The following is a 23419-nucleotide window of genomic DNA, read 5'->3' as shown; positions in this document are numbered from 1 at the left end:
CGGCCCGGTTTTTCGGTCGGTGAGGATGATAGCCCAGATGACGTACTATCCGCGGCTGCAGCTTTATATCGGCGGCCATTGGCGTGACACCGCGTCTTGTGAGCCCGTCATCAACCCGGCCGACGAAACGACGATCGGCGACGTGCCGTTAGCGGACGACGTAGATTTAGCCGATGCGCTCGAAGCCGCTGCCATCGGCTTTGCCACATGGAGTCGGACAGCGCCTGCGGCTCGTGCGCAGATCATGCTCCGCGCGGCCTCGCTCATGCGCCAGCGGATCGAAGAAATTGCGCTGGCGATCACCTTGGAACACGGCAAGCCGCTCGAACAGGCACGTCTTGAGGTAATCCGTGGCTGTGAATTCATTGAATGGGACGCTGCCGAAGGGCAGCGCACCTATGGTCGCGTAATCCCGAGCGGCCCGGGTATCCGTTACATCGTTCTTCATCAGCCGATCGGCACCGTGGCCGCTTTCTCGCCGTGGAACTTTCCCATGAGCCAGCCGTGTCGAAAGATTGCGGGCGCGCTCGGCGCCGGCTGCTCGATCATCATCAAGGCCTCCGAAGAAACACCGGCCGGTGCCCTTCATATCGCGCGCGCCTTTCACGATGCAGGACTGCCGCCCGGTGTGCTGAACCTCGTCTTTGGTGTTCCCGCCCGCGTTTCCGAGTTCCTCATCCCACGAGAGCAGGTCCGACTGGTCGCTTTCACGGGCTCGACGGCAGTTGGCAAGCGGCTGACCGAACTTGCGGCACGCCACATGAAGCCGGTGTTGATGGAACTCGGCGGGCATGCGCCCGTAATCGTCTGCGACGATTTCGATCCCGCTGCGGCTGCCGAAATGTCGGCCGTTCGCAAGATGAGAAACGCTGGCCAGGTCTGCACCTCGCCGACCCGCTTTTTTGTGCATCAGGATGTTTTCAACGCCTTTTCAAAGGCCTTCGTGGAACGCACGCGCGCGATGAAGGTCGGCAACGGCCTTCATGCCGATACGAATGTAGGCCCTTTGGCCAACCAGCGTCGCGTGGGGGCACTGGAGGGTCTTGTTGCGGATGCGAGCGCGAAGGGAGGCCGACTTCTCACCGGAGGGGACCGTCTGGGCAACCGGGGTTATTTCTTTGCCCCCACCGTCTTCGCGGAACTTCCCGACGACGCACGGGCTATGCGAGAGGAGCCCTTCGGCCCCTTGGCTATCATCAATCCGGTGGCGTCTCTTGAAGAGGCGGTCGAGAAGGCCAACGCCCTCCCCTTCGGACTGGCCGCTTACGGGTTCACCCATTCTGCCCGCAACGTGGATTATCTCGCTGATTGCATCGAGGCAGGAAATCTCTCCATCAATACGTTGGAGGCATCCGTGGCGGAGACCCCTTTCGGCGGCGTGAAAGAGAGTGGTTATGGGCGCGAAGGGGGCGCGGAAGGCATCTTGAACTACACCATTGTCAAGACCGTCTCCCATCGGATGGCCTGAGCATGCCGGCCAGCAGTTCACGCCAAATTCGGGTGTGAGGACCTCGATGAAGTACGCCAAGAAGGACGCCAAGGCCTACGCGCGGCAACATATGAAAGGCATCTGGGCGGCGGCGTTGACGCCGTTCACGCCGACCGGAGCCATCGACGAGCCGGGCTGGCGGAAGAACGTCGACCACTGGGTCGAAGATCTGTCTATAGACGGTCTCTTCATCGCCGGTAAACAGGGCGAATTTTTTTCCATGTCACTGGAAGAACGCAAGCGCAGTTTCGAACTTGCAGTCGATGCGTGTGCAGGCAGAGCGGCAACGATCATGTCGTGCTCCGATCAGAACCTAGACACCGTGATCGAGCTGGCACGCCATGCTCAGGCGGTGGGCGCGGACTACATCGTGGTGCATGCGCCCGTGCTGCACTTCTTCAAGGCTCACGACGAGACGCTTCTGAACTACTACTCGGCCATCGCGCAGGCGGTCGACATCGGAATCGCGCTCTGGAGCCATCCCGACAGCGGATACCTCATGAGTCCGGAACTCTGCAATCGTCTGGCAGACATCGAGAACGTCGTTGCCATCAAATACAGCGTCCCGCGGCACATGTATGCCGAGCTGACGAGGCTTGCCGGCGACCGAATTCTCGTGAGCACGGCGTCCGAAGAAGAGTGGTTGGACAATATCCTCGATCTGGGGTGGCAGCTTTACCTCTGCTCTTCTCCTCCCTACCTGCTGCAAACCGCGCGCGATAAGCGCATGCGCGAGTATACCGATCTCGCCTTCGCAGGGAAAAGAGAGGAGGCGCGGCGCATCCGCGACAGCCTCGACCCGGTCCGTGCTGCTCTGAGGTCGACACGTCCCGCCGAGAAGCCGCATGCCCATCAGAAGTACTGGCAGGAACTTCTTGGCCAGGTAGGCGGAACGGTTCGGATGCCATTGTTGCCGCTGACCAACGAGGAGAAGATCGCGACGCGTACCGCCTTTGAACGTTGCGGGCTGATCGTGGGCTGAGTCGATGACGGGACTTGCTACCGATGCGAGAGCCCGCAGGCCTGGCCGCATATGCATCGTCGGCTGGGGTGCTCTCGCACGGCATGTCAGCCAGCTTTTGAGCCAGCATCGCGACGTGGCCGCAGACGTTGTCGGCGTGGTCGTCCGACATGTGACCGTGCCTCGCAGCGATCTTCCCAAAGGCGCCAGGGTTGTTGCAAAGCCGAGCGAGCTGAAAGACCTGGCACCCGACCTGGTGTTGGAGATCGCTGGCCGTTCAGCGGTGGCGCCATGGGCGGTCGCTGCATTCTCGATTCCGAGCGATTTCGCCCTCGTTTCCACGGCGGCGCTGATGGATCAAGCACTCAGGTCAGAGATATTGCAGCTGGCGCAGGCCGCAGGCCGCCAGTTGCTTGTGATACCTGGCGCAATCGGCGGTATTGACGGCCTGCGCGCCGCCGCAATAGCGGGGGTGGAAACCGTCGAGCACGTAATCGCCAAGCCTCCCGTGGCATGGCGCGGAACCGCGGCGGATGACTTTATCGACCTCGATGGCTGCGACGAACGTGTCGTGGTGTTTACGGGAAATGCGGAACGGGCGGCGGAACTGTTTCCCCAAAATGCAAATGTAGCGGCAACCATCCGCCTGGCGGTTGGAGACGTTGTGCAGATACGGAGCACGCTGATCGCCGATCCAAAGCTGCAGAGAAATGAACACTACGTCCGCGCCCGCGGCGTGTTTGGATCCCTGGAATTCAAGATCGACGCCGTGCCGGTGAAGGACAATCCAAAATCTTCTCTGATGACAGCCTTGAGCATAGTACGAACTCTCGAGAACAGGTTCTTGCCGGTGGCGCTATAGCAGGCTGATGTCGGAGTGGCGCGGCGCCGATTTGCACATGGCCTTGGTCGAGATGACTCCGGCCACCCATAAGCGTCGAGGAGGGCCATGTCGGCCTGCCGGCGTTTTGCCATGATTGAACGCCCTCGCGCACCCGCGATAGACTGGGAGTGGGTGACGCGTCAGCATCGCCGAGACGAGTATGTATCGATCTGGATGTGGGGCTGCCATCGCAGGATTGTACGATGGAATTCACAGCGCGTGACAGTCGTCTTCTTCAGCTTCAGCAGCCACTCACGAGTGATGCGGTAATGCCGTTCCACGAGCAGATCTATCAACGTGTCCGTGGCGCCATCCAAAAAGGGGTTCTTGGGGCTGGCGATCGATTGCCCTCGTCCCGCGCTCTTGCTTCACACCTTGGAATCGCACGGGGTACGGTCGACGTAGCCTATGCCAGGCTCCAGGGCGAAGGGTTGGTGGTTGCTCAAGGGCGCGTTGGCACCGTCGTCACTGACCAAGGTTTATCGTCCGGCGCTGAAGCGACCGAGGAGAGGAGCCTGAGCGCCGAAGCGACCGGAATAAATGGGGAAAAAGCCGAACCGCTGCCGTTTCAGATCGGCCTTCCCGCGCTTGACCAATTTCCATACAAGACATGGGCGAGGCTGGCGAGTTGCAGGGCACGCAGAATGAGTCCGCGCCAGATGGACTACCCCAACGAGCTCGGATTTGAACCTTTGCGGCGCGCGATCGCGAGTTATCTTCTCGTCTCACGGGGAATTCAGTGCTCGGCCGAGAACATAATCATCACGAATGGCTACCAGGGCGCGCTCGAGTTGATCGCGCGCGCCCTGCTCCAGCCTGGCAATCCGGTCTGGTTCGAAAACCCCGGTTATTTTCGTGCCCAATTCCTCCTCCGGTCAATGGGAGCCGGGTTGGTGCCGCTCGAGATAGACGAATGCGGCGCCGATCTCTCGGAGGCAATGATGCACTGCCCCAACGCGTCCCTTGCGATTTTAACGCCCGCGCATCAGCAGCCGCTTTGCACGACCATGACGGTCGCGCGGCGATCGCTGTTTCTGGATTGGGCCGGCTCGAACCATTCTTGGATCGTAGAAGACGACTTCGACGGCGAGTTTCACTATTGCGGTGTCCGCCAGCCCGCAATGAAGGCCATGGATCGATCTGATCGCGTTATCTATGTCGGCAGCTTCAGCAAGGTCCTCTTTCCGGCTTTGCGTCTGGGCTACATGGTTGCTCCGGAGATCCTCCTCGCGCGGCTAGCTGCTGCGGCTAGGTCAGCCAATGCCGGCCGGTCACCCTTCGAGCAGGCCATTGTCGCCGATTTTATGAACGAAGGGTATTTTGCAAGACATGTCAAGCGGATGCGCGACCTCTATAGCAAGCGCCGCATCGCTTTGCTGCGCGCCATTTCGATGAGATTCGACGATCGCCTGTCGGTCGACCAGAACCAGGGCGGAATGCATCTGATCGCCAGGCTTCCGCAGGTGGGACACGATAGCGAGATCAGCCGGCTTCTTTATCGAAGCGGGCTGGCGGTGGAGGCGCTGTCTGACCGCTATTGGTCAGGTCCCCAGAAGCAAGGGCTCATCCTCGGCTTCACCAACATTCACGAGAGACGCGCCAAAGCACTCGTGGGGCGCCTTTACGACGCCATCGCAGACCACTTTCCACAATTCGCCTGACCGCGCGCGGGTCGTGATTGGCCCAGTCCGTATCGCGGTTTTTGGAACTTCCAGGCTTTGCTCGTGACCGCTATCCCTGCTCGCGAATAAAGAGTGGGAGTTCCATCATGGAGTTCGAAAAGAACCTTGCGATCCTGAAGCAGCATTTGCTTGCTGAGAACGAACATGACATGGAGGCTACCCTCGCGACGCTCCACCCCGAATGTCTGTTCGAAGACCGGGCTCGGATGATCAATTATGTGGGGCACAAGGGGGCGGCTGAGTATTACGGGCTCTGGTGGAAAGCTTTCGATCTGATCGTGGTGAGCGAAAAGCGGCACCGCCTCGACAACAACAACATCGTTTCGGAAGCCCGGTACCAGGGAAGACACCAGGGCTCTTTCGTTGGTGAAGAACCGACAGGACGCCGGATAGACTTCCCGCTCGTGTGCTTTCTCACTTTTCGGGACGGTCTGCTCGCAGGCGAAAGGACGTACTACGATCTCGGCAGCTTGCTCTCGCAAATCGGTGCCCGTGAGCAGGCGGCATGAACGCGATGCGGGTATTCGTCGTCGGAGGGACGGGCGTCATCGGCCGGCAACTGATGCCCCGGCTGGTTGAGCGCGGCCACAAGGTTGTTGCCCTGGTTCTCGAAGGAGAAGCCGCTGGATGGCTGAGCCAACTCGGCATCGAATGCGCCGTGGGGAACATCCTCAGTCCGGCTGATCTGCGGGCGCCACTTCGCTCGTGCGATGCCGCCATTCATGTCGCGACAGCCGTTCCGCGTCCTGGCCAACCGGTAGACTGGACACTCAACGACCGGATCCGGACCGAGGGAACGGCCAACCTGCTGAACGCCTGTCGCGACCTGGGCGTGGAGCGCTACATACAACAGGGTGTCGTCCATCTGACCGCCGATGGGACGGATCAGCTCCGCGACGAGGACGCCCCGCCGCATCCCACGCGGGCAACGGAGTCCTCTATCGAAATGGAGCGACTGGTCAAGGAAAGCGGCCTGGGCTGGACGATACTACGCGGCGGGATTCTGTACGGCCCCCATGCAGGGCAAGACGAAGCGTGGCGTGCCGCGGCACGTGACGGCTCCCTGTCGCTTCCGGGAGATGGTCGTGGATTCATCTCGCTCATACACGTTGTGGACTATGCGCGAGCCGTCATCACAGCCCTCGAGCATGAGCCGAAACGCACCGTATTCAATGTCGTAGACGATGAGCCGGTACCTTATGCGACGCTCTTCCAGCACATCGCCGCCGTAGAGCGCGGACCGAGCCCGAAACCGGGTGGCGCTGTGGTCTGGGCATCCTGCCGGGCCAGCAACAGTCGCATGCGCGAAACATTTGGCTGGAGCCCAGTCTACGCGACCTACAGGTCAGGTTGGTCCTGACATCGCAACCGCAGGCACATGGAGGTGAACGTGAGCAGGCTCAGTGCATTCAATTTCCAGAAATGGATCGACGAGCACCGTCATCTGCTGCAACCGCCCGTCGGCAACCAACAGATCTGGGAGAGCGCCGACCTGATGGTGACGGTGATCGGGGGGCCTAACAAGCGAACGGATTACCATGATGATCCGGTCGAGGAGTTCTTCTATCAGCTCAAGGGCGACATGGTGCTGAAGCTGAAGGACGGCGACGAGTTCTATGACGTCAAGATGAAAGAGGGGGACATTTTTCTGCTGCCGCCTCATGTCCGGCACTCACCGCAAAGGCCTGTCGAGGGTTCCATAGGCCTGGTGGTCGAACCGAAAAGGCCGGAGGGTGCCCTCGATGGGTTCGAATGGTACTGCTTCGAATGCAGCCATCTCGTCCATCGCGCCGAGGTGGACCTGGTGTCGATCGTGCGCGATCTGCCCCCGGTCTACAAAGATTTCTACGCAAGCATGGAAAAGCGCACATGCCCCAATTGCGGCGCGCTGCATCCCGGCAAGGAGCCCCCCGAGGGCTGGGTGCGGCTATGACGGCCGCGACATGAAGCAAGCTGACGCTACGAACATAAAAAGGGGTGGGGATCGTGAAGCTCAAGGCAAAGATGGCCGTGTTGCTGCTGGCCTGCGTGTCTGGACCTGCATTGGCTGACGAGGCTTACAAGGTCGGGGTGAGCGCAGCGCTCACCGGACCTGCGTCGGGAAACTACGCTGCCGCCATGGAAGGACTGAGCCTCTATATCAACAGGCTCAACGGCGATGGCGGCCTCAATGGCCGTAAGATCGACCTGATCTTGCTGGACGATCAAGGCGAACCGTCCAAGGCAGCGGCGAATACGAAGCGTCTGATCAACCAGGATCAGGTGGTGCTGTTGGTCAATGCCAGCCTATCTTCCACCTTCGCGCCCATGATCGCCGACTCCGTGCGGGCGGGCGTGCCCCTGCTGTTCGCCAGTTCGGTGTGTCCGGAGGAGGTCTTTCCGCCGGCCGAGCCGACCCTGTTCTGCACCACCGGGTATGCGGCGACATATGACAGTCTCGCATCGATTGACTTCATAGAGTCGCAGTCCGGCGAGGAAAAGGTCACTCTCGGTCTGGTGGCAGCGACGATTCCAATTTCGCGCGCCGGGATCGATTTCGCGGAGAAGCTTGCCGGTGAACGGGGGATGAAGGTCACCGACAAGCAGATTATTCCACCGGCCTCCGCAGATTACACCTCCTTCGCAACCAGCCTAAACCGGACCAGGCCCGATTGGGTCTATACCTGGGCGCCGTGGGTGACCGAAGTGAGGACATTCGAGAGCCTGCGCAAGCTGGGCTGGACTGGCAATTACATTACCTGGGCGCATATCGAAGCCGAGCAGGAATTGGCTCGGCTAGGCGACGAAGGCTTCTATGCCATCGGGACCAATGCACTTTTCAGCGAGCGCCTTCCGGTGCATGAAGAGATCTCCGCAGCGGCCGCAGCCGCGAAGGCGACCTTTCCGGCGGATCAGATGGCGGAAGGCTGGATCGCCGGCATGGCCATAGAGGCAGCCTTCGAGAAGGCCGGTTGGCCTGTCACGGGCGCGGGCCTCGCAGAGGCCATGGCCAATCTCAGCATCGACACCAAGGGCTTGCGTGCAGGCCCGATCCAGTGGTCTCCCGAAAACCACTTCCGCCTCAAGCAGTCCTATCGGGTCTACCGATGGGACAGGCAAAGTGGGCGTGTTCGCATCGTTCGCGACTGGCGCGGATACGACGTCGAATAGTCGTGCCGGCCGAAGGGGGAAAGGGCGATGCAGCTCGCCGTCAATGTCGTGGTTCTCGCATCTATCTATGCGCTGATCTCCTGTGGATACGTGCTTATCTACAAGGTGAGCCGCGTGCTTAACCTGGCGCACGGTGAGCTCATGATGCTTGGCGCTTACCTGCTGCTGACGACTGCCGCTTCCGTATCGAGCAATCCTGCAGTCGCGCTCGCGGTTGCGGCGCTGTTGAGCCTCTCGGTCGGCGTTCTCGTCTACCTAATGCTCATGCGCCGCATGACGGGGGAGTCCGTGCTGGCTGCGGTACTGACCACAATTGCGCTGGGCATCCTCATCCGCGGACTGGTCACTCTCATCTGGTCCGCGCAGCAGCAATATCCAGCTGCGGCCCTAAAAGTCGCCAATCCCTCAGTGGAGATCTTTCTTGGTGCGCGAATCTCGCTCATGTCGCTCTTCCTGGTCGCGACATGCGCGGTCGTCTATTCGGCGCTGTTCGCGTTTCTAAAGCTGACCCGGTGGGGCATCAGAATGCGGGCCGCCGGACAGAACACGCTGCTCGCCGGCCAAAGAGGCATCAATTTGGGCGGGATCTACGCCATGACATGGGGCATATCGACCTTCACCGGCGCTTTGGCCGGAATGCTCATCGCCCTCGACTCGGGCCTCAACAATTCGATGATGATGATCGGCCTGAAGGCCTTTCCGGCCGCCCTCGTCGGCGGCCTCGACAGTCTCTTTGGCGCAGTGATCGGGTCGCTGATCGTCTCGTTCATCGAGGTCACGCTCATTCAACATGTCGATCCGCTGCTTTCCGATGTGGTGCCGTTCCTTATCCTGATCGCAATGCTCATAGTGCGGCCTTGGGGCATCTTCGGCTCTCGCGAGGAACTCGACCGTGTCTGACCTGGTTTCACCGGATCTGGCAGGGCGGCCGGGCGCGGCCGCAACGCCCCTCGGTGCCGGCCGGCGTGAACTCAGGTGGTTGGTTCTGCCGCTGTGGGCCGCCGTTGTAGCCCTGCCGCCATTCTTCGCATCGCCTTTCCTGGTCGATCTTGCATGCCAGTTTCTGCTCGCTTCGATCGGCGCGCTTTCGCTGATGATCCTCACCGGTATCGCCGGCCAGATTTCGCTTGGCCACGCCGGACTAATGGCAGCAGGAGCCTTTACCACTGGCATTCTGTTCCGCGAGTTTTCCGCGCCGTTCTGGATCACCTTGCCGGCATCCGGCCTCGCCGGCGCGGCACTCGGCTTCATCTTTGGTCTCCCGTCGTTGCGGGTCCGCGGCGTCTATCTCGCCGTAAGCACGCTCGCCTTGCATTTTGTGGTGCTCTATGGAGGAGCCGAATATGAGGTCAAACGTGGCTACTCGAGCGGGATCCTGATCGATCCGCCCGTTCTCTTCGGATACGAGATCTATGGCGGGCGGACCTGGTACTTCGTCTTGGTGGCGGCACTGAGCTTGGCGTATCTGTTGTGCTGGCGCCTTGTCCACGCCCGTACGGGCAGGGCTTGGCTCGCCCTGCACGCCCACCCGACCGTAGCGTCCGCGCTCGGCATAAACGTTGCTCGATTCAAGCTCCTGGCGTTTGTCTTCAGTTCATCCATAACTGCGATAGCAGGCGCTCTCTTCGCATACTACCGCGGCTTCGTATCGGTCGAAGCGTTCTCGATTTTCGTCTCGATCCAGTATATCGCGATGGTCATAATCGGCGGAATGGGATCTCTCGCTGGAGCGATCTGCGGCGCATTCTTCGTCGTCCTGATGCCCTATGCGATCGAGGCGGCGCTGGATCTTCTGCCGGGAGCCGATTTGTATGCGGGCTCGGTCTTTGCCGTGAATTACGCGGCTTTCGGAGCCGTCATGATCGCGTTCCTGCTTTTCAAGCCAAGTGGACTGGCTGGAATGTGGGGCGATCTGAGAATGCGGTTCGGGAGGCGGCCATGAGCGAGCAGCCTTTGCTCAAGGTGGATTCCCTCGAGGTCACGTACAAGAAAGCGATCATCGCCGTCCAGGATGTGAGCTTTCACGTCGCCGAGCAACAGGTGGTCAGCATCTTGGGGGCGAATGGCGCCGGGAAGACCTCGACGCTGCGGGCAATCACCGGGTTTATTCCACTCGACAGGGCGCGTGTCCGGCGTGGCGCCATCACATTTTGCGGAACTTCGTTGCTGGGCCTTTTGCCACATCAGATCACTTCAGCGGGGCTCGTGCTGGTTTCGGAGCGTGACAAGGTCTTCCCGAACCTGTCCGTGAGCGAGAACATCGCGGCAGTAGGACCATCTCGGTGGAGCGCTTCCAACAGAGCGCGTCGCGAGGAATTGGCTTACACTTATTTCCCCCGATTGGCCCATCTGAGGCGCAAGGAAGCCGGGCTGCTTTCGGGAGGCGAGCGTCAGATGCTTGCGATCGCTGCTGCCATCGTCTGCGGGCCGCGCCTCCTTGCAATCGACGAGCTCTCACTGGGGCTTGCGCCCATCGTGGTACAAGAGCTGGCGGAACGGTTGCTGGAAATCAGACGTGAGATCAAGCTGACGCTGTTGCTGGTCGAGCAAAGCGCCGGGCTGGCCATGCGAATGGCCGACTATGTCTATGTGCTCGAAAACGGCCGCCTTGCGGCGCAAGGGACGCCGAAGGCACTTGCCGAGAATGCGGATGTCCAGCGCATTTATCTCGGCGCCAACAATGGCACGCGCAAGAGCTACCGGGATTGCCGCGCTGCCGGAGGAGTTTCAAGTTGGAGTTGACGGCACTCGTTCTCGAGAAGGTCAGCCTTGGCTTCGGGGGCCTGACGGTACTGAACGAGGTTTCGTTCAGTGTGCGCAACGGCGACCTGTTCGCTCTGATAGGGCCGAACGGTGCTGGAAAAACGAGCGTGCTCAACTGCATAAGCGGCATCTACAGGCCTTCTGGCACGATTACCTTCCATGACACCAGCCTGGTCGGTTTGACGCCGCATGACATTGCCGCGCGTGGAGTGAGGCGCACCTTCCAACACGGCGAAATGTTCGCCCAGATGACAATCGCCGACAGTCTGCTGACAGCCCGTCACAGCCTCATGGACACGGGCATCTGGTCAGAGATGCTGCGCACGCGCAAGATGCGGCGCGAGGAAGAGCGGCACCGACAGGCCGTCGACGAGATGATCGGCTTTTTTGAGCTGGAAAAATTTCGCGATCGAAAGGTAGGAACCTTGCCCTTCGGTCTGCAGAAGATCGTCGGCTTCGCCCGCGCGCTGTGTGCCGAGCCCTCCATTCTGCTGCTCGACGAACCTTCGGCGGGCTTGACCCAACCAGAGCGCGAAGACCTGGCGTTCTTCATGTTGAAGATAAAGGCAGAGCGCAACCTCCCCATGCTCTGGATCGAACATGACATGCAAATGGTCTCGGATCTTGCGGACCGGGTCCATGTCTTGGACTACGGCAGATCTCTTGCGGAAGGCGATCCGGCGACCGTAATGGCCGATCATAACGTCATTTCTGCCTATCTTGGACGAGAAGCGCACGGCTGATCAAAGCTACGTTTCGCAGCATCTGTTCGGAGGGCACGTATTTCTGCATTGGGACACCTGGTGGCGGCCATGGAGCGGCACCGGTCCAAGGGTAGATCTCTCGTCCATCTCGTGCGGCGCCGAACTGTTCAGTGCAATGACAGGGGCGGGTTCAAAACCACCCTCCGCCGGTCCTGACATTCTCGTTGACAGTCCTCAACGCGAACTCGACCAGGTAATCGTTCAGCGCCAGCGATGCCGCTTCAGCCCGACGGACATTGCGTTCCGCGATTGCCAGAAGAATTTCACGATGCAGGGTTTTGCCGCGCAAAACCTCGGCGTTCTCGTCGCGAACATGCGTCATCCAGAAGCGCCGCGACAGCGCCTGCAAAGGCTTCATCAGAGCCTCCAAGTAGGGGTTATGCGCGGAATCAATGATCAGCTTGTGGGTTTGGCGTACCGTTTCGGCATAGTCGCTGAACGAAAAATCAGCTTTCAGCGCCGTCGCCATTGCCTCAATCAGTTCAAGATCTTTCGCCGTCGCTCGCTTGCAGGCCAGCCCCACCGCAAGGACTTCCATTGCTCTGCGGACCTCGAGCCTGCTGAGTTGATCCTCGACCGAGTTCGCCGGAATTTCGATTCCCTTGCTCGGGTGGACGCGAACCATGTAGTTGCGTTCGAGACGTTGGATGGCTTCGCGCACCGGGGTGCGCCCGAGACCCGTAATCGCCATCAAACCCCGTTCTGATATCATCGAGCCAGGCTTGAGCCGCCCTTCCTCGATCAGTCGCTGAAGCGTGTTAAACGCAAGCTCTGATTGCGTCATTCATCGTGCTCCCAAGCACCTCGCGAAAATCGCAAAGCATATAGACGATTCTGGCGGTTGCATACGAGCGATATATCGGTAATATATTACACTGGTTTTGCCGAGGCTAGGAACGCATGCGGAGGAGTCCTAGAGCTTGCAATGGGTGGATGTCGCGACCGGAAAGCGGTAGCGCGGCCTTCTGTCGGTCGGACTTTCGCGCGAAGTTTCGGTTCGCGCGATGCTGATTCAGGTTCTCGTCTCCGGGGTCGCCATCGGCTGCATCTATGCTCTGATCGCGCTCGCGCTCGTCCTGGTCTTCAAAGCGACCGACGTGGTGAATTTCGCCCAGGGCGAGATGGCCATGGTCAGCGCCTTCGCGGGACTATCTTTGCTGACTGCGGGAAAGCTGCCGCTGCTCGCCGTGCTCTTGCTTGCCTTCCCGATCGGCGCCCTTTTAGGCGCTCTGACGGAGCGGATCGCTATCCGGCCGCTGCTCGGCGCGCCACCATTGAACGCGCTCATCGTCACGATCGGATTGTGGATGATCTTTCACTATGGCGCCGGCTGGATCTGGGGCTTCGACGCGTTTACGTTTCCCTCGCTTCTGCCCCAAGCGCCGATCGAGATCGCTGGCGCTCTGGTCTCCCCAAGCAATCTCGCCATCGCCGGGGTCTCGGTTCTGGTTCTCGTTGGGCTGTATGTCTTCCTTGAGCATACCCGCCAGGGAACCGCGATGCGGGCGGCGAGCATGAACCCGCAGGCGGCGCGGCTGATGGGCGTATCTGTCGGCCGCGTGTCACTCCTGTCGTGGGCGATCGCAGGCGGAATCGGTGCGGTCGCCGGCGTACTGATCGCGCCGCTGACCTTCATCGATGTGAACATGATGTTCCTGGTTCTGCTCAAAGCCTTGGCGGGAGCTGTTCTTGGCGGCTTCACCAGCCTTCCCGGCGCGGTACTGGGCGGCGTGCTCGTCGGCGTCGTCGAAAGCTTGACGAGCGTCTACGTTTCCTCGGCTTTCGACGACGCGATCGCGTTCGTGGTGATTGTGGCCGTTCTGATGGTTCGCCCCGAGGGACTGCTCGGGAAACCGTCGGTGAAGAAGGTGTGAGGTGAGCGTGTATCGCCTTCTCCAGACGCTCGCCGCCGTTGTTGCAATCATAGCGCTACCGTGGCTCGGCGGCAGCTATGTCGATTTCATCCTGTGCACGATCGCCGCATATTTCATCGTGGCGCTCGCCCTGAACATCCTGGTGGCGCAGGCCGGTCAGGTCTCCATCGGGCATGCCGCTTTTTGGGCGCTCGGCGCCTACGGCTCTGCAATCCTCGTCACGAAAGTCGGCTTTCCTTTCCTGCTGGGCGTTATCGCCGGCGGCGTCATCGCGGGTCTTTTCGGCCTGCTCGTCGCCATCCCGGCTCTGCGCGTGCAGGGGCACTATCTGGCGATCGCCACGCTCGCCTTCGCGCTTGTGATTGAACAGGTGCTGCATGAGTGGGAAGGCCTGACCGGCGGGCGCACCGGGATGTTCGTGCCGAGACCGTCCTTTTTCGGGGCCGAACTGCTTGCCGACCAATACTATTACTACGTCATAGTGGCAGTGGGCGCGCTGTTTGCGTGGGCAGCGCACAATCTTAAACGCTTTCCGAGCGGACGGGCGCTCATGGCGCTACGGTTGAGTCCGACCGCTGCCCAGTGCTGCGGCATCAGCAGAAGCCGCAGCCTCATCACAGCTTTCGTGCTGAGTGCATTCCTGACCGGGATTTCCGGGGCGCTCTATGCCCATCTCGTCGGTTATCTAAGCGTGTCCACATTCACGCTGACCGCTTCGCTTTCCTTCCTGACCATGATCGTCATCGGCGGGCTCGGGCGCCTCTCCGGCGCCGTTCTCGGCGCCGCTTTCCTTGCGCTCGCGCCAGAGCTCATGCGCGACATGGGCGAGGCACAGATGGTCGTCTACGGCGTCATTCTGGTCGTCGTCATGCTCACCCTCCCGGGCGGGCTGGCGAGTCTACCCGAGCGCGTCGCAAGCCTGTTCGCCAGGCCCCAGCCGCGGCCCGTCCCCGCCGGCACGCCCGCGGCAGGCAAGGAGGCTTGATGTCCATTCTCGAGGTGCAGGAGTTGACGTGCGCCTTCGGCGGTCTCATCGCTCTCGACAGGGTGAGTTTCGCGATCGACGAGCACTCGATCGTCGGCCTGATCGGACCGAACGGCGCCGGCAAGAGCACGCTCCTGAACTGCCTTTGCCGCATTTACGAGCCGACCGCCGGCCAAGTCCGCTATGCCGACACGAATCTGCTCGATCGCCGAACGGACGAACTTGCCGCCTGCGGCATCGCCCGCACCTTTCAAAACCTGGAGCTGTTCAGAGAAGCGACGGTTCGCGAGAACGTGCTGGTCGGATGCGATTTCCGATTTCGTGCGGGCCTCCTGTCCGACCTCGTCGCCGGACCAGCCGCGCGGGCGAAGGCACGGGCCGCGCATGAGCGCGTCGAGGCCGAGCTGGCTGCGCTCGGCCTGACGGAGGTCGCCGACAGAGTGGTCAGCACGCTCCCCTACGGCCAGGAGAAGCGCGTCGAACTGGCCCGCGCGCTCGTCGCCGATCCGAAGCTCATCTTGCTCGATGAACCGGCCGCCGGAGCAAATCCGGCCGAAAGCGCCGAGCTCGGCGATCTGATCCTGCGGCTGCGCGAGGAGCGGGGCCTCACCATCCTTTTGGTCGAGCACGACATGCCGCTCGTCATGCGCACATGCGACCGCATCGTCGTCCTCGACCACGGCGCCAAAATTGCCGAAGGCATGCCCGCCGAGATCGCGAGCGATCCGAACGTGATCGAGGCCTATCTCGGAGAGGAGGTCGCCGATGCTGCGGGTTGAGGCGCTCGGCGTCCGCTATGGCGGTGTCGTCGCGCTCGATGACGTGACGCTCGAGGTGCGCGCAGGGACGATCGCCTGCCTTCTCGGCGCGAACGGCGCCGGCAAGTCCACCCTGATGAAGGCTATTCTGGGCCTGGTGCCCGCCTCGACGGGAAGCATCCAGTTCGAGGGGCATGATGTCCTCAGCATGCCGACCGAACAGCGCGTCGGTCGTGGGCTCGCCCTCGTGCCCGAGGGGCGGCAGCTTTTCGGCGACCTGACGGTCGAGGAAAATATCCGCATGGGCGCCTATCTCAGGCGCGATGGGCTCGATGAGGATTTCGCCGAGGTCATGGCGCTGTTCCCGCGGCTCGCCGAGCGGCGGAGGCAGTTCGCCAAGACCTTGTCCGGCGGCGAGCAGCAGATGGTGGCAATTGGTCGAGGCTTGATGTCGAAGCCGCGTCTGCTGCTGCTCGACGAGCCATCGCTGGGCCTCGCTCCGATCTTCGTTCGTGAGGTGATGCGTCTCATCGATGCCATTCACCGCAAGGGCATCACGGTCTTCCTCGTCGAGCAGAATGCGCGCCAGGCGCTAAGCATCGCCGAGGATGCATTCGTCCTTGAAAAAGGCCGGCTCGTGAGGGCGGGTCCGGCCGCCGAGCTGGTCAAGGACCAAACCGTCGCGGCCGCCTATCTCGGGCACGGAATAACAAGCAAGCACAAGGAGGAGACACAATGAAAGCAAAAGCCATCAAAGCGGCGGTGGTCGCGGCCCTGTTTACCGTCGGCATCACCGGGCCTGGTTTGGCGCAGGCGACCGGCGTGACGGAGGACAAGGTCGTGATCGGCGCGTTCCTGCCCTTGCAGAGCGGGCTGGCGGCGGGCGCCGTCCAGGTCCGCGACGGCACCAATGCTTACCTGCGGCACGTGAACGAGAATGGCGGCGTGAACGGCCGAAAGATCGAGTGGCTGGTCGAGAATGATTCGTACAATCCGCAACAGTCGGTCGCCGCGGCGCGAAGCCTGGTCGAGCGCGATGGAATCTTCGCTTTCGTGTCGACGCTCGGCACGGTGACCAATCTTGCGGTGCTGCCATATATCAAGCAGCGGCAGGTCCCCCTCATCGGACCGATCGTCGGTAGCCCGACACTGCTCGAGCCGGAGGCCAAGGAGGTGTTCGGGATCCTGCCAACCGGCGTCGAGCGTGGCCGCGCGCTTGCCAGATACATCCTCGATGATCTCAAGGCGGAGAAGATCGCGATCCTGTACCAGAACGACGATTTCGGAAAGGATCCGTATGACGGCCTGGTCGAGGTGCTGAAGGAAGCCGGCAAAGAGATCGTTGCCGAGGCCAGTTACGAGCCGAACGACATAGACATGAGCAGCCAGGTGGCACGGCTCCGAAGCGCCGAACCCGACGTGGTGGTTCTTGCCGGGATTCCGAAGCCGGTGGCGCTGTTCCTGAAGACGGCGGAAGCGCAGGGCTGGGCTCCGACCTGGGTCGGCCCTTCGCTTCTTGCAGATCCTTTGTTCGCTGAACTCGGCGGCAGTGCGGTGGAAGGCATGCACATCGTGTTCGACGTGGCTCTGCCCAACATGCCGGAGGCGCAGGCCACGAACGAGATCCTCGCCAAATACGCGCCCAACACCCGTCCGGGTTACTTCGCCTACAACGGTGTGATCGGCGCCATGCTGTTCGTCGAAGCCTTGAAGCGGATCGAAGGCGAGCCGACACGGGAGACGCTGATTGAAGCCATGGAGAGCATAAAGGACTTCAAATCCGGCATTTTCCCGCCGATCACCTATTCGGAGGAAGACCATGCCGGCGTCGACAAGTTCGGCGTAGCCATCTGGAAGGGCGGCAAGCTCGAGATCATCAAGAGCTGGTAAGCTGAGAGTCCGAATTCTTCGATGACAGAGAATCCTGCCCGAGCATCCGTGTCCCACCATCTGGAGTTCGACACGCCCGGAGCCGCGCTCGCCTACCAGGCGCGGATCCGTGGCTTGGCCGAAGCGCTGGTTTTTCCGGAAACCGGGGCGCGGGTGACGTTCTCCGAGTGGCATGAACAGGCCGATCAGCTCGCCCGCGCACTTCTTGACCTCGGGCTGCGGCCAGGGGCGCATATCGCGCTCCTGGCGGAAAACCGACCCGAATGGCCACTGGCACAGATCGGCGTGGCCCGAATGGGTGGTGTCTTCGTGCCGCTCAATACGCATTACCGCACCGATGATCTGCGCTATGCGTTGGCGCAGTCGCGCAGCGAGGCGCTGATCGTTTCCGAGAGCTTTCGGTCCAACCGCTATCTCGAAATGGTGCGCGGCCTTCGCGGCGGTCTGCCGGACCTGCGGCTGGTCATTGTCCTCGGCGCGGCAGGGGAGGAAGAACACAATTTCGAGATGCTGCTGCGCCGGGGCAGCAAGACCCGTATCGCCCTGCCGCAGGTCGGTCCGGACGACCTCGCCTCGCTGCAATACACGTCTGGCACCACGGGATTTGCCAAAGGTGCGCTACTTACCCATCGCGGTATGCTGCAGAATGCCTGGGAAGTTGCCGAGCGGCTCGGCATCCGCGCTGGCGACCGTTGGACCTCGATCATCCCGCTGTTCCACTGCGCCGGCTGCATCATGAATGTTCTCGGCTGTCTGCAGCGGGGGGCAACCTATGTCGGCGTTCCGGCCTTCGACCCGGAATTGATGTTCCGTGTCATTGAAGGTGAGCGCTGCACCGCGTTGTCAGGCGTACCGACCTCCTATCTTGCGATGCTGCAGCACCCCAGCCGGTCGCGCTATGATTTGTCGTCCCTGCGGACCGGCACCTGCGGCGGGGCAGATTGCAATCCGGACATTCTTCGGCGCTGCGCAAAGGAGTTTCCGCAGCCGCTGCTGGCTCAGGTCTACGGACAGACGGAGTCGAGCACGCTGATTTCCTGTCCCACCGAGAACGACCCGGACCGGCTGGAAACGGCGGGGCTGCCGCTGCCCGGCTATGAGGTGCGGATCACCGATCCGAACACCGGGGAGCCGCTGCCGATCGGCATGATCGGGCAGATCGAAGCGCGCGGACCGATGGTCATGCGGGGCTATTTCGACAAGCCCGAGGCGACGGCGGACGTTATCGGCCCGGATGGCTGGCTGCGGACGGGCGATCTTGGTTCCCTGCGTTCCTCCGGCCATCTCGTCATCGCTGGCGGCCGACTTCGTGATATGATCATTCGCGGCGGCGAAAACATTTATCCGATCGAGATCGAGAACGTTCTCATGAGCCACTCCGCCGTCGCGGACGTCGCCGTGTTCGGTGTGCCGGATGATTATTACGGGGAGATCGTGGCAGCGGTCGTGAAGCTCGACGGAACGGCGACCTCTGCCGATCTCGCAGCATTTTGCGCGGAGCGCATCGCGCGCTTCAAGGTCCCCGCCCTCTTCTTCCGCGTTGAATCATTCCCGCAGACCGCGAGCGGAAAAATCCGCAAACAGGCTCTTCGGGAGCTTCATAGTCAAGGCGCATTGGAGCCCCTGCCATGAGGCGCTTCCCGCCCGGCGCCGAGGCCGCCTTCGAGGTTGTCCCCCAAGGGCACGAAACGGCGGCGAGGATCGGCAATGAGGGAGTGACCGTCGTTGCGAGTTCGGCGATCATCGGTTTCCTCGAGCAAGCGTGCCATCTCGCGATCAGAGCTTACTTCGCGGCCGGCGAGGCATCCGTCGGTAGCCTGATCGACGTGAAGCATCTGGCGCCTGCCTTTCCGAGCAAACCATTGCGCATGACAGCACGGCTTGTCGAGGTTGACGGCCGCCGCCTCGCGTTTTCGGTCGCGGCGAGCCAGGATCAGCGCGTGATCATGCAGGGACGACACGAGCGCCACCTCGTGCGGCTGGACCGCTTTTTGTCGGCGGCCTCGGAGGTCCAGGCGGAGCAAGCGCCACGACGGAATGTCACCTTCTGGTTCGACTTTCACAGCCCCTGGAGCTATCTCGCCAGCACGCGTATCGGCGGGCTCGCCCAACGCCATGACGCAACGGTTGACTGGCGGCCGCTGCATCTGGCGAACCTGATCGACGCCATCGGCGGCCGCCGGGTTCTTGAGGAGAATCCGGCATTCGTTCGTTGGTATAAGGAGGACATGCAGGACTGGGCGCGGCTTTACGGATTGACGATCTCCTATCACCCTCAATTTCCGTTGCGTCCGGCGCGGGCACTGCGCGCTGCCATTTTTGCGGCCGACGAAGGACACGCGCCCGGGTGGGTCGTTCGCGTCATGCAGGCGTATTGGTCGGAAAATGCCGACATTTCCGATCTCGACGTGCTGGGCCGGCTGGCGGAGGAGATCGGGCTTGATCCACAGGCTATTCGCGCCGCTGCGACTTCGCCGGTCTATAAGGACCGCCTCGAGCGTGAAACGAAGGATGCGGTTGCGCGGGGCGTATTCGGGGTGCCTACTTTCGCAGTCGACGACAAGCTATTCTTCGGGAATGATCGTCTTTCCATGCTTGACCGGCACCTTGGCGGCGATAGTTTGAATCGGTTCGCAGCGGGATTAATTTAGGTGGCCCGCCGTCGGGGGTCGTCGCGGCGTTTGACGCTGAGGTGAACAGACGGCGCACAAAGTCGTCAACCCTCCTCCAAGACTGTCGAACCTGGAGAGCGAAGACATAAGAGGTCGACTCCGGGCTAGTGGCGGTCCCGCCGCTTTGGGGGAAAGGGTCGCCCCACGAGCAGTCGTTCCGCATGGACCCCTATCCATCATCGTTTGCTAGGCAAGATCATTCTCATCGACCCTAAGGCGGCGAATACGAGAGCGGTGCCAGATGCGATGGTTCGGATTTGATTCCAGAACTGCCAGCGCCCCGAATAGCTCGCCCAGATCTCACGCGCAGCTTCTCTGTCGGTGGGAGCGGTGATTGCCGCCAGCGCCTCGTTCATCGGCACGTTCACCGCCATCGTAAGGAAAAGGCCAAAAGCCAGATAGACAACAGCAGCCGCAAAAAACCAAGCCGCAGCCGCGCCTTGACCGGCTATGCGCAACGCGCCGACCGTGACGACCAGAACGACCGGCGTCAGGAAAAATGCGGGAAAGAAGACCGCGTTGCGCACCGAGCCGTTCATCGCCTGCATGGCTTCGATCGCAATGCGGGGGTCTGCCTGATCCAGTCCCCACATCGTCGAGCAGACCCATGCATAGAAGAACCCGAAAATCGCTCCGCAAAAGACAATGGATGCGATCGGCAGCACTAGGAGCATTGCAGGCATGGCGGGCCTCCGAAAGACCGTACACATCTATACGCCTTTACCATATCCGTATAGATATGTACGCTTCAAGTCAAGGCGGCTGGAGGTTGCCAATGCGCGAAGAGAACAGGGCCGAACGGCACCGGCAGATCGAGGAAGCGGCCTACAAGGTGCTGCAAAAGCGCGGCTATGGCGGGACATCCATGCTCGCCATTGCGAAGGAGGCAAAAGCCTCCAACGAAACGCTCTATCGCTGGTATCGTGACAAGCGCGGACTGTTCAAGACCATGGTAGAGAGCAATGCCAAGGCAACGACAGCAACCCTGGAGTTCGCAATCAGTGATGGCGCCGACCCACTGAAAACGCTCGAAGCGGTCGCCCCGGTCCTGCTTTCGATGTTGCTTGGCGAGAGAGCCATTTTGCTGAACCGGGCGGCAGCGTCCGATGAAAGCGGTGAGCTTGGTGCAACGATTGCTGCAGCCGGCCGGGAACGCGTATTCCCACTGATAGAGGCATTGATTGAGCGGGGAATAAGAGCCGGAACGCTGACAGCCCCCTCTGCCCGAACAGCGACGGAATGGTTCCTGAATTTGCTGATTGGCGATCAGCAGATACGACGGGCCATCCGCGCACTGTCTCTTCCGAGCGAAAGGGAGATCCGGGAGAGAGCGGTTACAGCCATGGTCGCCTTCCGAAAGCTATGTGCCGCATGAGGTCCTGCAGCGAGCCTCAGCGCTACGATGCCGGTGTGAAGGTCGCAATCAGCGTGTGACGATCGCCCGGATAGGTCAGCCGCACATGCGTCACCGGCCCAGAGCCGCCCCAGGTCCGCCGTTCGATCACCAGGCAAGCCGTGCCCTCGGCAATCTCGAGTGCGACCGCGTCATCGCCAGCAGCGGCTGCAGCATGAATGCGATGCTCCGCCGACGTCCAAGGTATTTGGCTGAGCAGCCACTGTGACGGAGACACGTCCTTGAATTCTACGGATGCGGCGTCAGGGACGGTCACCAGGTTGATCAAACGCTGTTCGAGGCAGAAGGGTCTTCCGCCTGCTGTGTGCACACAGACGACCTCCAAAAGAGGTGCGCCAGCACTGACATCCAGCAGCGCCAGATCCGCGCTGGTCGCCCTCCGACGTTCGGCCTTCATCAGCCTGAAGGCATAGGGAAGCTTGAGGGATTCCACCTCTCGACGGATGTCGCCGATCTCGAGAACGGCCGACTGGGTGTGCGGCTGACTGACGAATGTCCCGCCTTTCTTCACCCGCTCGATCAGGCCGGCGCGCGCCAGCTGGGTGAGCACCTTGTTGATCGTCATCCGCGACACGCGGTACTCCCGCGCGAGATCGACCTCGATGGGTAAGCGATATCCAACCGGCCATTCGCCCGAGAGGATCTTGCCCCGTATTTCTCCGGCGATCTTCTGATGAAGCGTGGCCGCCTCGGGCTCGCGCTCAGCTGCCTCGACCTTGGTCACGCGCGGTTACACTCCGAAGCACGGCATCGATGCCGGGATTGATACAGGGTTCTTCAGCGCCGAACCAGCCGAACCATTGCCGCCTCGAACCGCTTGCGGATGGCATCGCGGTCCCGATGGCGGCCGCCGGAGACGCGCTTTCGCCCGGCAACCCAGACGTCCGCGACGCTCACCCCCGAGCCAAACACGAATGCATCGAGCAGACTGTGTTCGGGCAGGTACTCAACCGAGCTGACATCGAGCGAAGCAAGGTCTGCGGGCATCCCCTCGGCGATACCGGCAGCAACGCCTAGCGCCCGTGCTCCGCCGGCCATGGCATCGAGCAGAAGGGCCTCGCCTGTCGAGCCACCAGCGGCCGCCAAGACGTTCCGCACCCGTCGCGCAAGCCGCTGACTGTATTCGAGCTGGCGAAGCTCGCCAGCAAGGGAGATCTGCACGTTCGAGTCGCTGCCGACGCCATACTGTCCTCCCGCTGCTCGAAATTCGGCGGCGCGAAAGATGCCGTCGCCAAGGTTGGCTTCGGTGATCGGGCAAAGACCGGCTATGGCGCCGAGCCTAGCCATGGCGTGCAGCTCGGCATCGCTCATATGCGTCGCGTGAATGAGACACCAGCGGTCCGTCACGTCGACGCTCGAAAGAAGCAGTTCGACCGGACGGGCCCCCGTGGCTTCGAGACACTCGTCGACTTCCAGAACTTGCTCCGCGACGTGAATATGGACAGGTCCGTCGTGCGGGAGTGCAATCACGTCGCGTATCTCGGGAAGCGTCGCCGCTCGAAGGCTATGTGGCGCGACGCCAAGCCGCGCGCCTGGCACACCGGCGACGACCGACCGGCTCGCAGCCATGAGGGAGGCAAACCGCTCGCGATCGTTGATAAACCGGCGCTGCCCCTCGGCAGGGGGCTTCGGGCCAAATCCGAAATGAGCATAGTAAACCGGCAGGAGCGTCAGCCCGATGCCCGTCTCGACGCTGGCCGCTCCGATGCGTTCGGCCATCTCCGCAATGTTCGCGTAAGGCATGCCGTCCCGATCGTGATGCAGGTAGTGAAATTCGCCCACACGCGTGAAGCCGGCTTCAAGCATCTCCACATAGAGTTGCGCCGCAACGGCCTCAACATCGTCCGGCGTCATCGACAGCGCGAACTCGTACATGACGGCTCGCCAGCTCCAGAAGCTGTCCTCGGCCGGGCCCTTCCTCTCCGTCAATCCTGACATTGCACGCTGAAAAGCGTGACTATGCAGGTTGGCCATGCCCGGCACGATCAAGGCGTGGCGCTCATCCGGGCTGGCGGCGGTCGCGCCGGCGGACACGCGCGCGATCCGATCGCCTTCGATTTCGATGGCGACATCGCGGGCCAGCCCTCCCGGTAGCAGCGCGGTTGAAGCAAACAACGTCGTCATGGCAGGGCTC

The 23419-nt window shown here is 61.6% G+C and carries 24 protein-coding genes; 20 read left to right on the top strand and 4 right to left on the bottom strand.

Translation table 11 applies throughout. The features are described from left to right. Positions 1 to 37 precede the first annotated feature (37 nt). From E4P09_RS17920 to E4P09_RS17865, 12 genes are all read left to right on the top strand, one after another. Complete coding sequence (locus E4P09_RS17920) at positions 38 to 1468, top strand: NAD-dependent succinate-semialdehyde dehydrogenase (RefSeq protein WP_137390996.1); 1431 nt, start codon at positions 38 to 40, stop codon at positions 1466 to 1468. A gap of 46 nt (positions 1469 to 1514) precedes the next feature. Further along, positions 1515 to 2471, top strand: a complete 957-nt coding sequence (locus E4P09_RS17915) for a dihydrodipicolinate synthase family protein (RefSeq protein ID WP_137390995.1) — start codon at positions 1515 to 1517, stop codon at positions 2469 to 2471. Between the two features lie 4 nt (positions 2472 to 2475). Beyond that, entirely contained in the window at positions 2476 to 3312 is an 837-nt protein-coding gene (locus E4P09_RS17910) for an aspartate dehydrogenase (RefSeq protein ID WP_137390994.1), read from the top strand. Positions 3313 to 3536: 224 nt separating this feature from the next. After that, entirely contained in the window at positions 3537 to 4994 is a 1458-nt protein-coding gene (gene pdxR, locus E4P09_RS17905; protein ID WP_137390993.1) for a MocR-like pyridoxine biosynthesis transcription factor PdxR, read from the top strand. A gap of 107 nt (positions 4995 to 5101) precedes the next feature. Next, positions 5102 to 5524 carry an ester cyclase gene (locus E4P09_RS17900; RefSeq protein WP_137390992.1) on the top strand — a complete coding sequence of 141 codons (423 nt, stop codon included), beginning with the start codon at positions 5102 to 5104 and terminating at the stop codon, positions 5522 to 5524. Then, the gene (locus E4P09_RS17895) at positions 5521 to 6375 is read left to right on the top strand and encodes an NAD-dependent epimerase/dehydratase family protein (RefSeq protein WP_137390991.1); all 855 of its coding nucleotides are present in this window, start codon (positions 5521 to 5523) and stop codon (positions 6373 to 6375) included. Before E4P09_RS17900 ends, E4P09_RS17895 begins: the two co-directional genes overlap by 4 nt. 30 nt (positions 6376 to 6405) lie before the next feature. Continuing rightward, a complete protein-coding gene (locus tag E4P09_RS17890) occupies positions 6406 to 6948 on the top strand; it encodes a 3-hydroxyanthranilate 3,4-dioxygenase (RefSeq protein WP_137390990.1) in 543 nt (180 codons plus the stop codon). 53 nt (positions 6949 to 7001) lie between these two features. Next, the gene (locus tag E4P09_RS17885; protein ID WP_137390989.1) at positions 7002 to 8165 is read left to right on the top strand and encodes an ABC transporter substrate-binding protein; all 1164 of its coding nucleotides are present in this window, start codon (positions 7002 to 7004) and stop codon (positions 8163 to 8165) included. A 27-nt stretch (positions 8166 to 8192) separates the two neighbouring features. Further along, entirely contained in the window at positions 8193 to 9065 is an 873-nt protein-coding gene (locus tag E4P09_RS17880) for a branched-chain amino acid ABC transporter permease (RefSeq protein ID WP_137390988.1), read from the top strand. Positions 9066 to 9144: 79 nt separating this feature from the next. After that, positions 9145 to 10107 carry a branched-chain amino acid ABC transporter permease gene (locus tag E4P09_RS17875; RefSeq protein ID WP_170984484.1) on the top strand — a complete coding sequence of 321 codons (963 nt, stop codon included), beginning with the start codon at positions 9145 to 9147 and terminating at the stop codon, positions 10105 to 10107. Next, a complete protein-coding gene (locus E4P09_RS17870; protein ID WP_137390986.1) occupies positions 10104 to 10907 on the top strand; it encodes an ABC transporter ATP-binding protein in 804 nt (267 codons plus the stop codon). The genes E4P09_RS17875 and E4P09_RS17870 overlap by 4 nt, the downstream gene beginning before the upstream one ends. Further along, positions 10898 to 11671 (top strand): ABC transporter ATP-binding protein, encoded by a 774-nt coding sequence (locus tag E4P09_RS17865; protein WP_170984483.1) that lies wholly within the window; start codon positions 10898 to 10900, stop codon positions 11669 to 11671. Before E4P09_RS17870 ends, E4P09_RS17865 begins: the two co-directional genes overlap by 10 nt. A gap of 151 nt (positions 11672 to 11822) precedes the next feature. Here the strand turns inward: E4P09_RS17865 and E4P09_RS17860 are convergent, their stop codons facing one another. Continuing rightward, on the bottom strand, positions 11823 to 12476 hold the full coding sequence (locus E4P09_RS17860) for a GntR family transcriptional regulator (RefSeq protein ID WP_137390985.1): 654 nt from the start codon (positions 12474 to 12476) through the stop codon (positions 11823 to 11825). 220 nt (positions 12477 to 12696) lie between these two features. Between E4P09_RS17860 and E4P09_RS17855 the strand changes: the two genes are divergently transcribed. The 7 genes from E4P09_RS17855 to E4P09_RS17825 are packed head-to-tail and all read left to right on the top strand — an operon-like array spanning position 12697 to position 19850. Then, on the top strand, positions 12697 to 13566 hold the full coding sequence (locus E4P09_RS17855; protein ID WP_137390984.1) for a branched-chain amino acid ABC transporter permease: 870 nt from the start codon (positions 12697 to 12699) through the stop codon (positions 13564 to 13566). A 1-nt stretch (position 13567) separates the two neighbouring features. Beyond that, entirely contained in the window at positions 13568 to 14551 is a 984-nt protein-coding gene (locus E4P09_RS17850) for a branched-chain amino acid ABC transporter permease (protein WP_137390983.1), read from the top strand. Then, positions 14551 to 15330 (top strand): ABC transporter ATP-binding protein, encoded by a 780-nt coding sequence (locus E4P09_RS17845; protein WP_137390982.1) that lies wholly within the window; start codon positions 14551 to 14553, stop codon positions 15328 to 15330. The genes E4P09_RS17850 and E4P09_RS17845 overlap by 1 nt, the downstream gene beginning before the upstream one ends. Further along, positions 15317 to 16048 (top strand): ABC transporter ATP-binding protein, encoded by a 732-nt coding sequence (locus E4P09_RS17840; RefSeq protein WP_137390981.1) that lies wholly within the window; start codon positions 15317 to 15319, stop codon positions 16046 to 16048. The genes E4P09_RS17845 and E4P09_RS17840 overlap by 14 nt, the downstream gene beginning before the upstream one ends. Beyond that, positions 16045 to 17199, top strand: coding sequence for an ABC transporter substrate-binding protein (locus tag E4P09_RS17835; RefSeq protein WP_137390980.1), 1155 nt, complete (start codon positions 16045 to 16047; stop codon positions 17197 to 17199). Before E4P09_RS17840 ends, E4P09_RS17835 begins: the two co-directional genes overlap by 4 nt. 48 nt (positions 17200 to 17247) lie before the next feature. Beyond that, positions 17248 to 18831 carry an AMP-binding protein gene (locus tag E4P09_RS17830; protein ID WP_239025258.1) on the top strand — a complete coding sequence of 528 codons (1584 nt, stop codon included), beginning with the start codon at positions 17248 to 17250 and terminating at the stop codon, positions 18829 to 18831. Beyond that, positions 18828 to 19850: a thioesterase, FlK family gene (locus E4P09_RS17825; RefSeq protein ID WP_137390978.1), complete on the top strand. Its 1023-nt coding sequence runs from the start codon at positions 18828 to 18830 to the stop codon at positions 19848 to 19850. The genes E4P09_RS17830 and E4P09_RS17825 overlap by 4 nt, the downstream gene beginning before the upstream one ends. A gap of 197 nt (positions 19851 to 20047) precedes the next feature. Here the strand turns inward: E4P09_RS17825 and E4P09_RS17820 are convergent, their stop codons facing one another. Then, a complete protein-coding gene (locus tag E4P09_RS17820; RefSeq protein WP_137390977.1) occupies positions 20048 to 20554 on the bottom strand; it encodes an anthrone oxygenase family protein in 507 nt (168 codons plus the stop codon). A 92-nt stretch (positions 20555 to 20646) separates the two neighbouring features. Between E4P09_RS17820 and E4P09_RS17815 the strand changes: the two genes are divergently transcribed. Beyond that, positions 20647 to 21246 carry a TetR/AcrR family transcriptional regulator gene (locus E4P09_RS17815; protein ID WP_137390976.1) on the top strand — a complete coding sequence of 200 codons (600 nt, stop codon included), beginning with the start codon at positions 20647 to 20649 and terminating at the stop codon, positions 21244 to 21246. A 22-nt stretch (positions 21247 to 21268) separates the two neighbouring features. Here E4P09_RS17815 and hutC read toward each other — a convergent pair whose 3' ends face one another. Further along, positions 21269 to 22009 carry a histidine utilization transcriptional repressor HutC gene (gene hutC / locus E4P09_RS17810; protein WP_137390975.1) on the bottom strand — a complete coding sequence of 247 codons (741 nt, stop codon included), beginning with the start codon at positions 22007 to 22009 and terminating at the stop codon, positions 21269 to 21271. A gap of 53 nt (positions 22010 to 22062) precedes the next feature. Further along, on the bottom strand, positions 22063 to 23409 hold the full coding sequence (locus E4P09_RS17805) for a formimidoylglutamate deiminase (protein ID WP_137390974.1): 1347 nt from the start codon (positions 23407 to 23409) through the stop codon (positions 22063 to 22065). Between the last annotated feature and the right edge of the window lie 10 nt (positions 23410 to 23419).

The organism is Rhodoligotrophos defluvii, from assembly GCF_005281615.1.
Lineage (GTDB): Bacteria > Pseudomonadota > Alphaproteobacteria > Rhizobiales > Im1 > Rhodoligotrophos > Rhodoligotrophos defluvii.
Note: the sequence above shows the minus strand (reverse complement) of the source record. Positions and strands in the feature narration are given on the sequence as shown.

What these genes read in the sequence shown, in the direction of transcription:
- E4P09_RS17920 (WP_137390996.1), top strand. Translation starts at nt 38, where the DNA reads ATGACGTACTATCCGCGGCTGCAGCTTTATATCGGCGGCCATTGGCGT.
- E4P09_RS17915 (WP_137390995.1), top strand. Translation starts at nt 1,515, where the DNA reads ATGAAGTACGCCAAGAAGGACGCCAAGGCCTACGCGCGGCAACATATG.
- E4P09_RS17910 (WP_137390994.1), top strand. Translation starts at nt 2,476, where the DNA reads ATGACGGGACTTGCTACCGATGCGAGAGCCCGCAGGCCTGGCCGCATA.
- pdxR (WP_137390993.1), top strand. Translation starts at nt 3,537, where the DNA reads ATGGAATTCACAGCGCGTGACAGTCGTCTTCTTCAGCTTCAGCAGCCA.
- E4P09_RS17900 (WP_137390992.1), top strand. Translation starts at nt 5,102, where the DNA reads ATGGAGTTCGAAAAGAACCTTGCGATCCTGAAGCAGCATTTGCTTGCT.
- E4P09_RS17895 (WP_137390991.1), top strand. Translation starts at nt 5,521, where the DNA reads ATGAACGCGATGCGGGTATTCGTCGTCGGAGGGACGGGCGTCATCGGC.
- E4P09_RS17880 (WP_137390988.1), top strand. Translation starts at nt 8,193, where the DNA reads ATGCAGCTCGCCGTCAATGTCGTGGTTCTCGCATCTATCTATGCGCTG.
- E4P09_RS17870 (WP_137390986.1), top strand. Translation starts at nt 10,104, where the DNA reads ATGAGCGAGCAGCCTTTGCTCAAGGTGGATTCCCTCGAGGTCACGTAC.
- E4P09_RS17860 (WP_137390985.1), bottom strand. Translation starts at nt 12,476, where the DNA reads ATGACGCAATCAGAGCTTGCGTTTAACACGCTTCAGCGACTGATCGAG.
- E4P09_RS17855 (WP_137390984.1), top strand. Translation starts at nt 12,697, where the DNA reads ATGCTGATTCAGGTTCTCGTCTCCGGGGTCGCCATCGGCTGCATCTAT.
- E4P09_RS17845 (WP_137390982.1), top strand. Translation starts at nt 14,551, where the DNA reads ATGTCCATTCTCGAGGTGCAGGAGTTGACGTGCGCCTTCGGCGGTCTC.
- E4P09_RS17840 (WP_137390981.1), top strand. Translation starts at nt 15,317, where the DNA reads ATGCTGCGGGTTGAGGCGCTCGGCGTCCGCTATGGCGGTGTCGTCGCG.
- E4P09_RS17835 (WP_137390980.1), top strand. Translation starts at nt 16,045, where the DNA reads ATGAAAGCAAAAGCCATCAAAGCGGCGGTGGTCGCGGCCCTGTTTACC.
- E4P09_RS17825 (WP_137390978.1), top strand. Translation starts at nt 18,828, where the DNA reads ATGAGGCGCTTCCCGCCCGGCGCCGAGGCCGCCTTCGAGGTTGTCCCC.
- E4P09_RS17820 (WP_137390977.1), bottom strand. Translation starts at nt 20,554, where the DNA reads ATGCCTGCAATGCTCCTAGTGCTGCCGATCGCATCCATTGTCTTTTGC.
- E4P09_RS17815 (WP_137390976.1), top strand. Translation starts at nt 20,647, where the DNA reads ATGCGCGAAGAGAACAGGGCCGAACGGCACCGGCAGATCGAGGAAGCG.
- E4P09_RS17805 (WP_137390974.1), bottom strand. Translation starts at nt 23,409, where the DNA reads ATGACGACGTTGTTTGCTTCAACCGCGCTGCTACCGGGAGGGCTGGCC.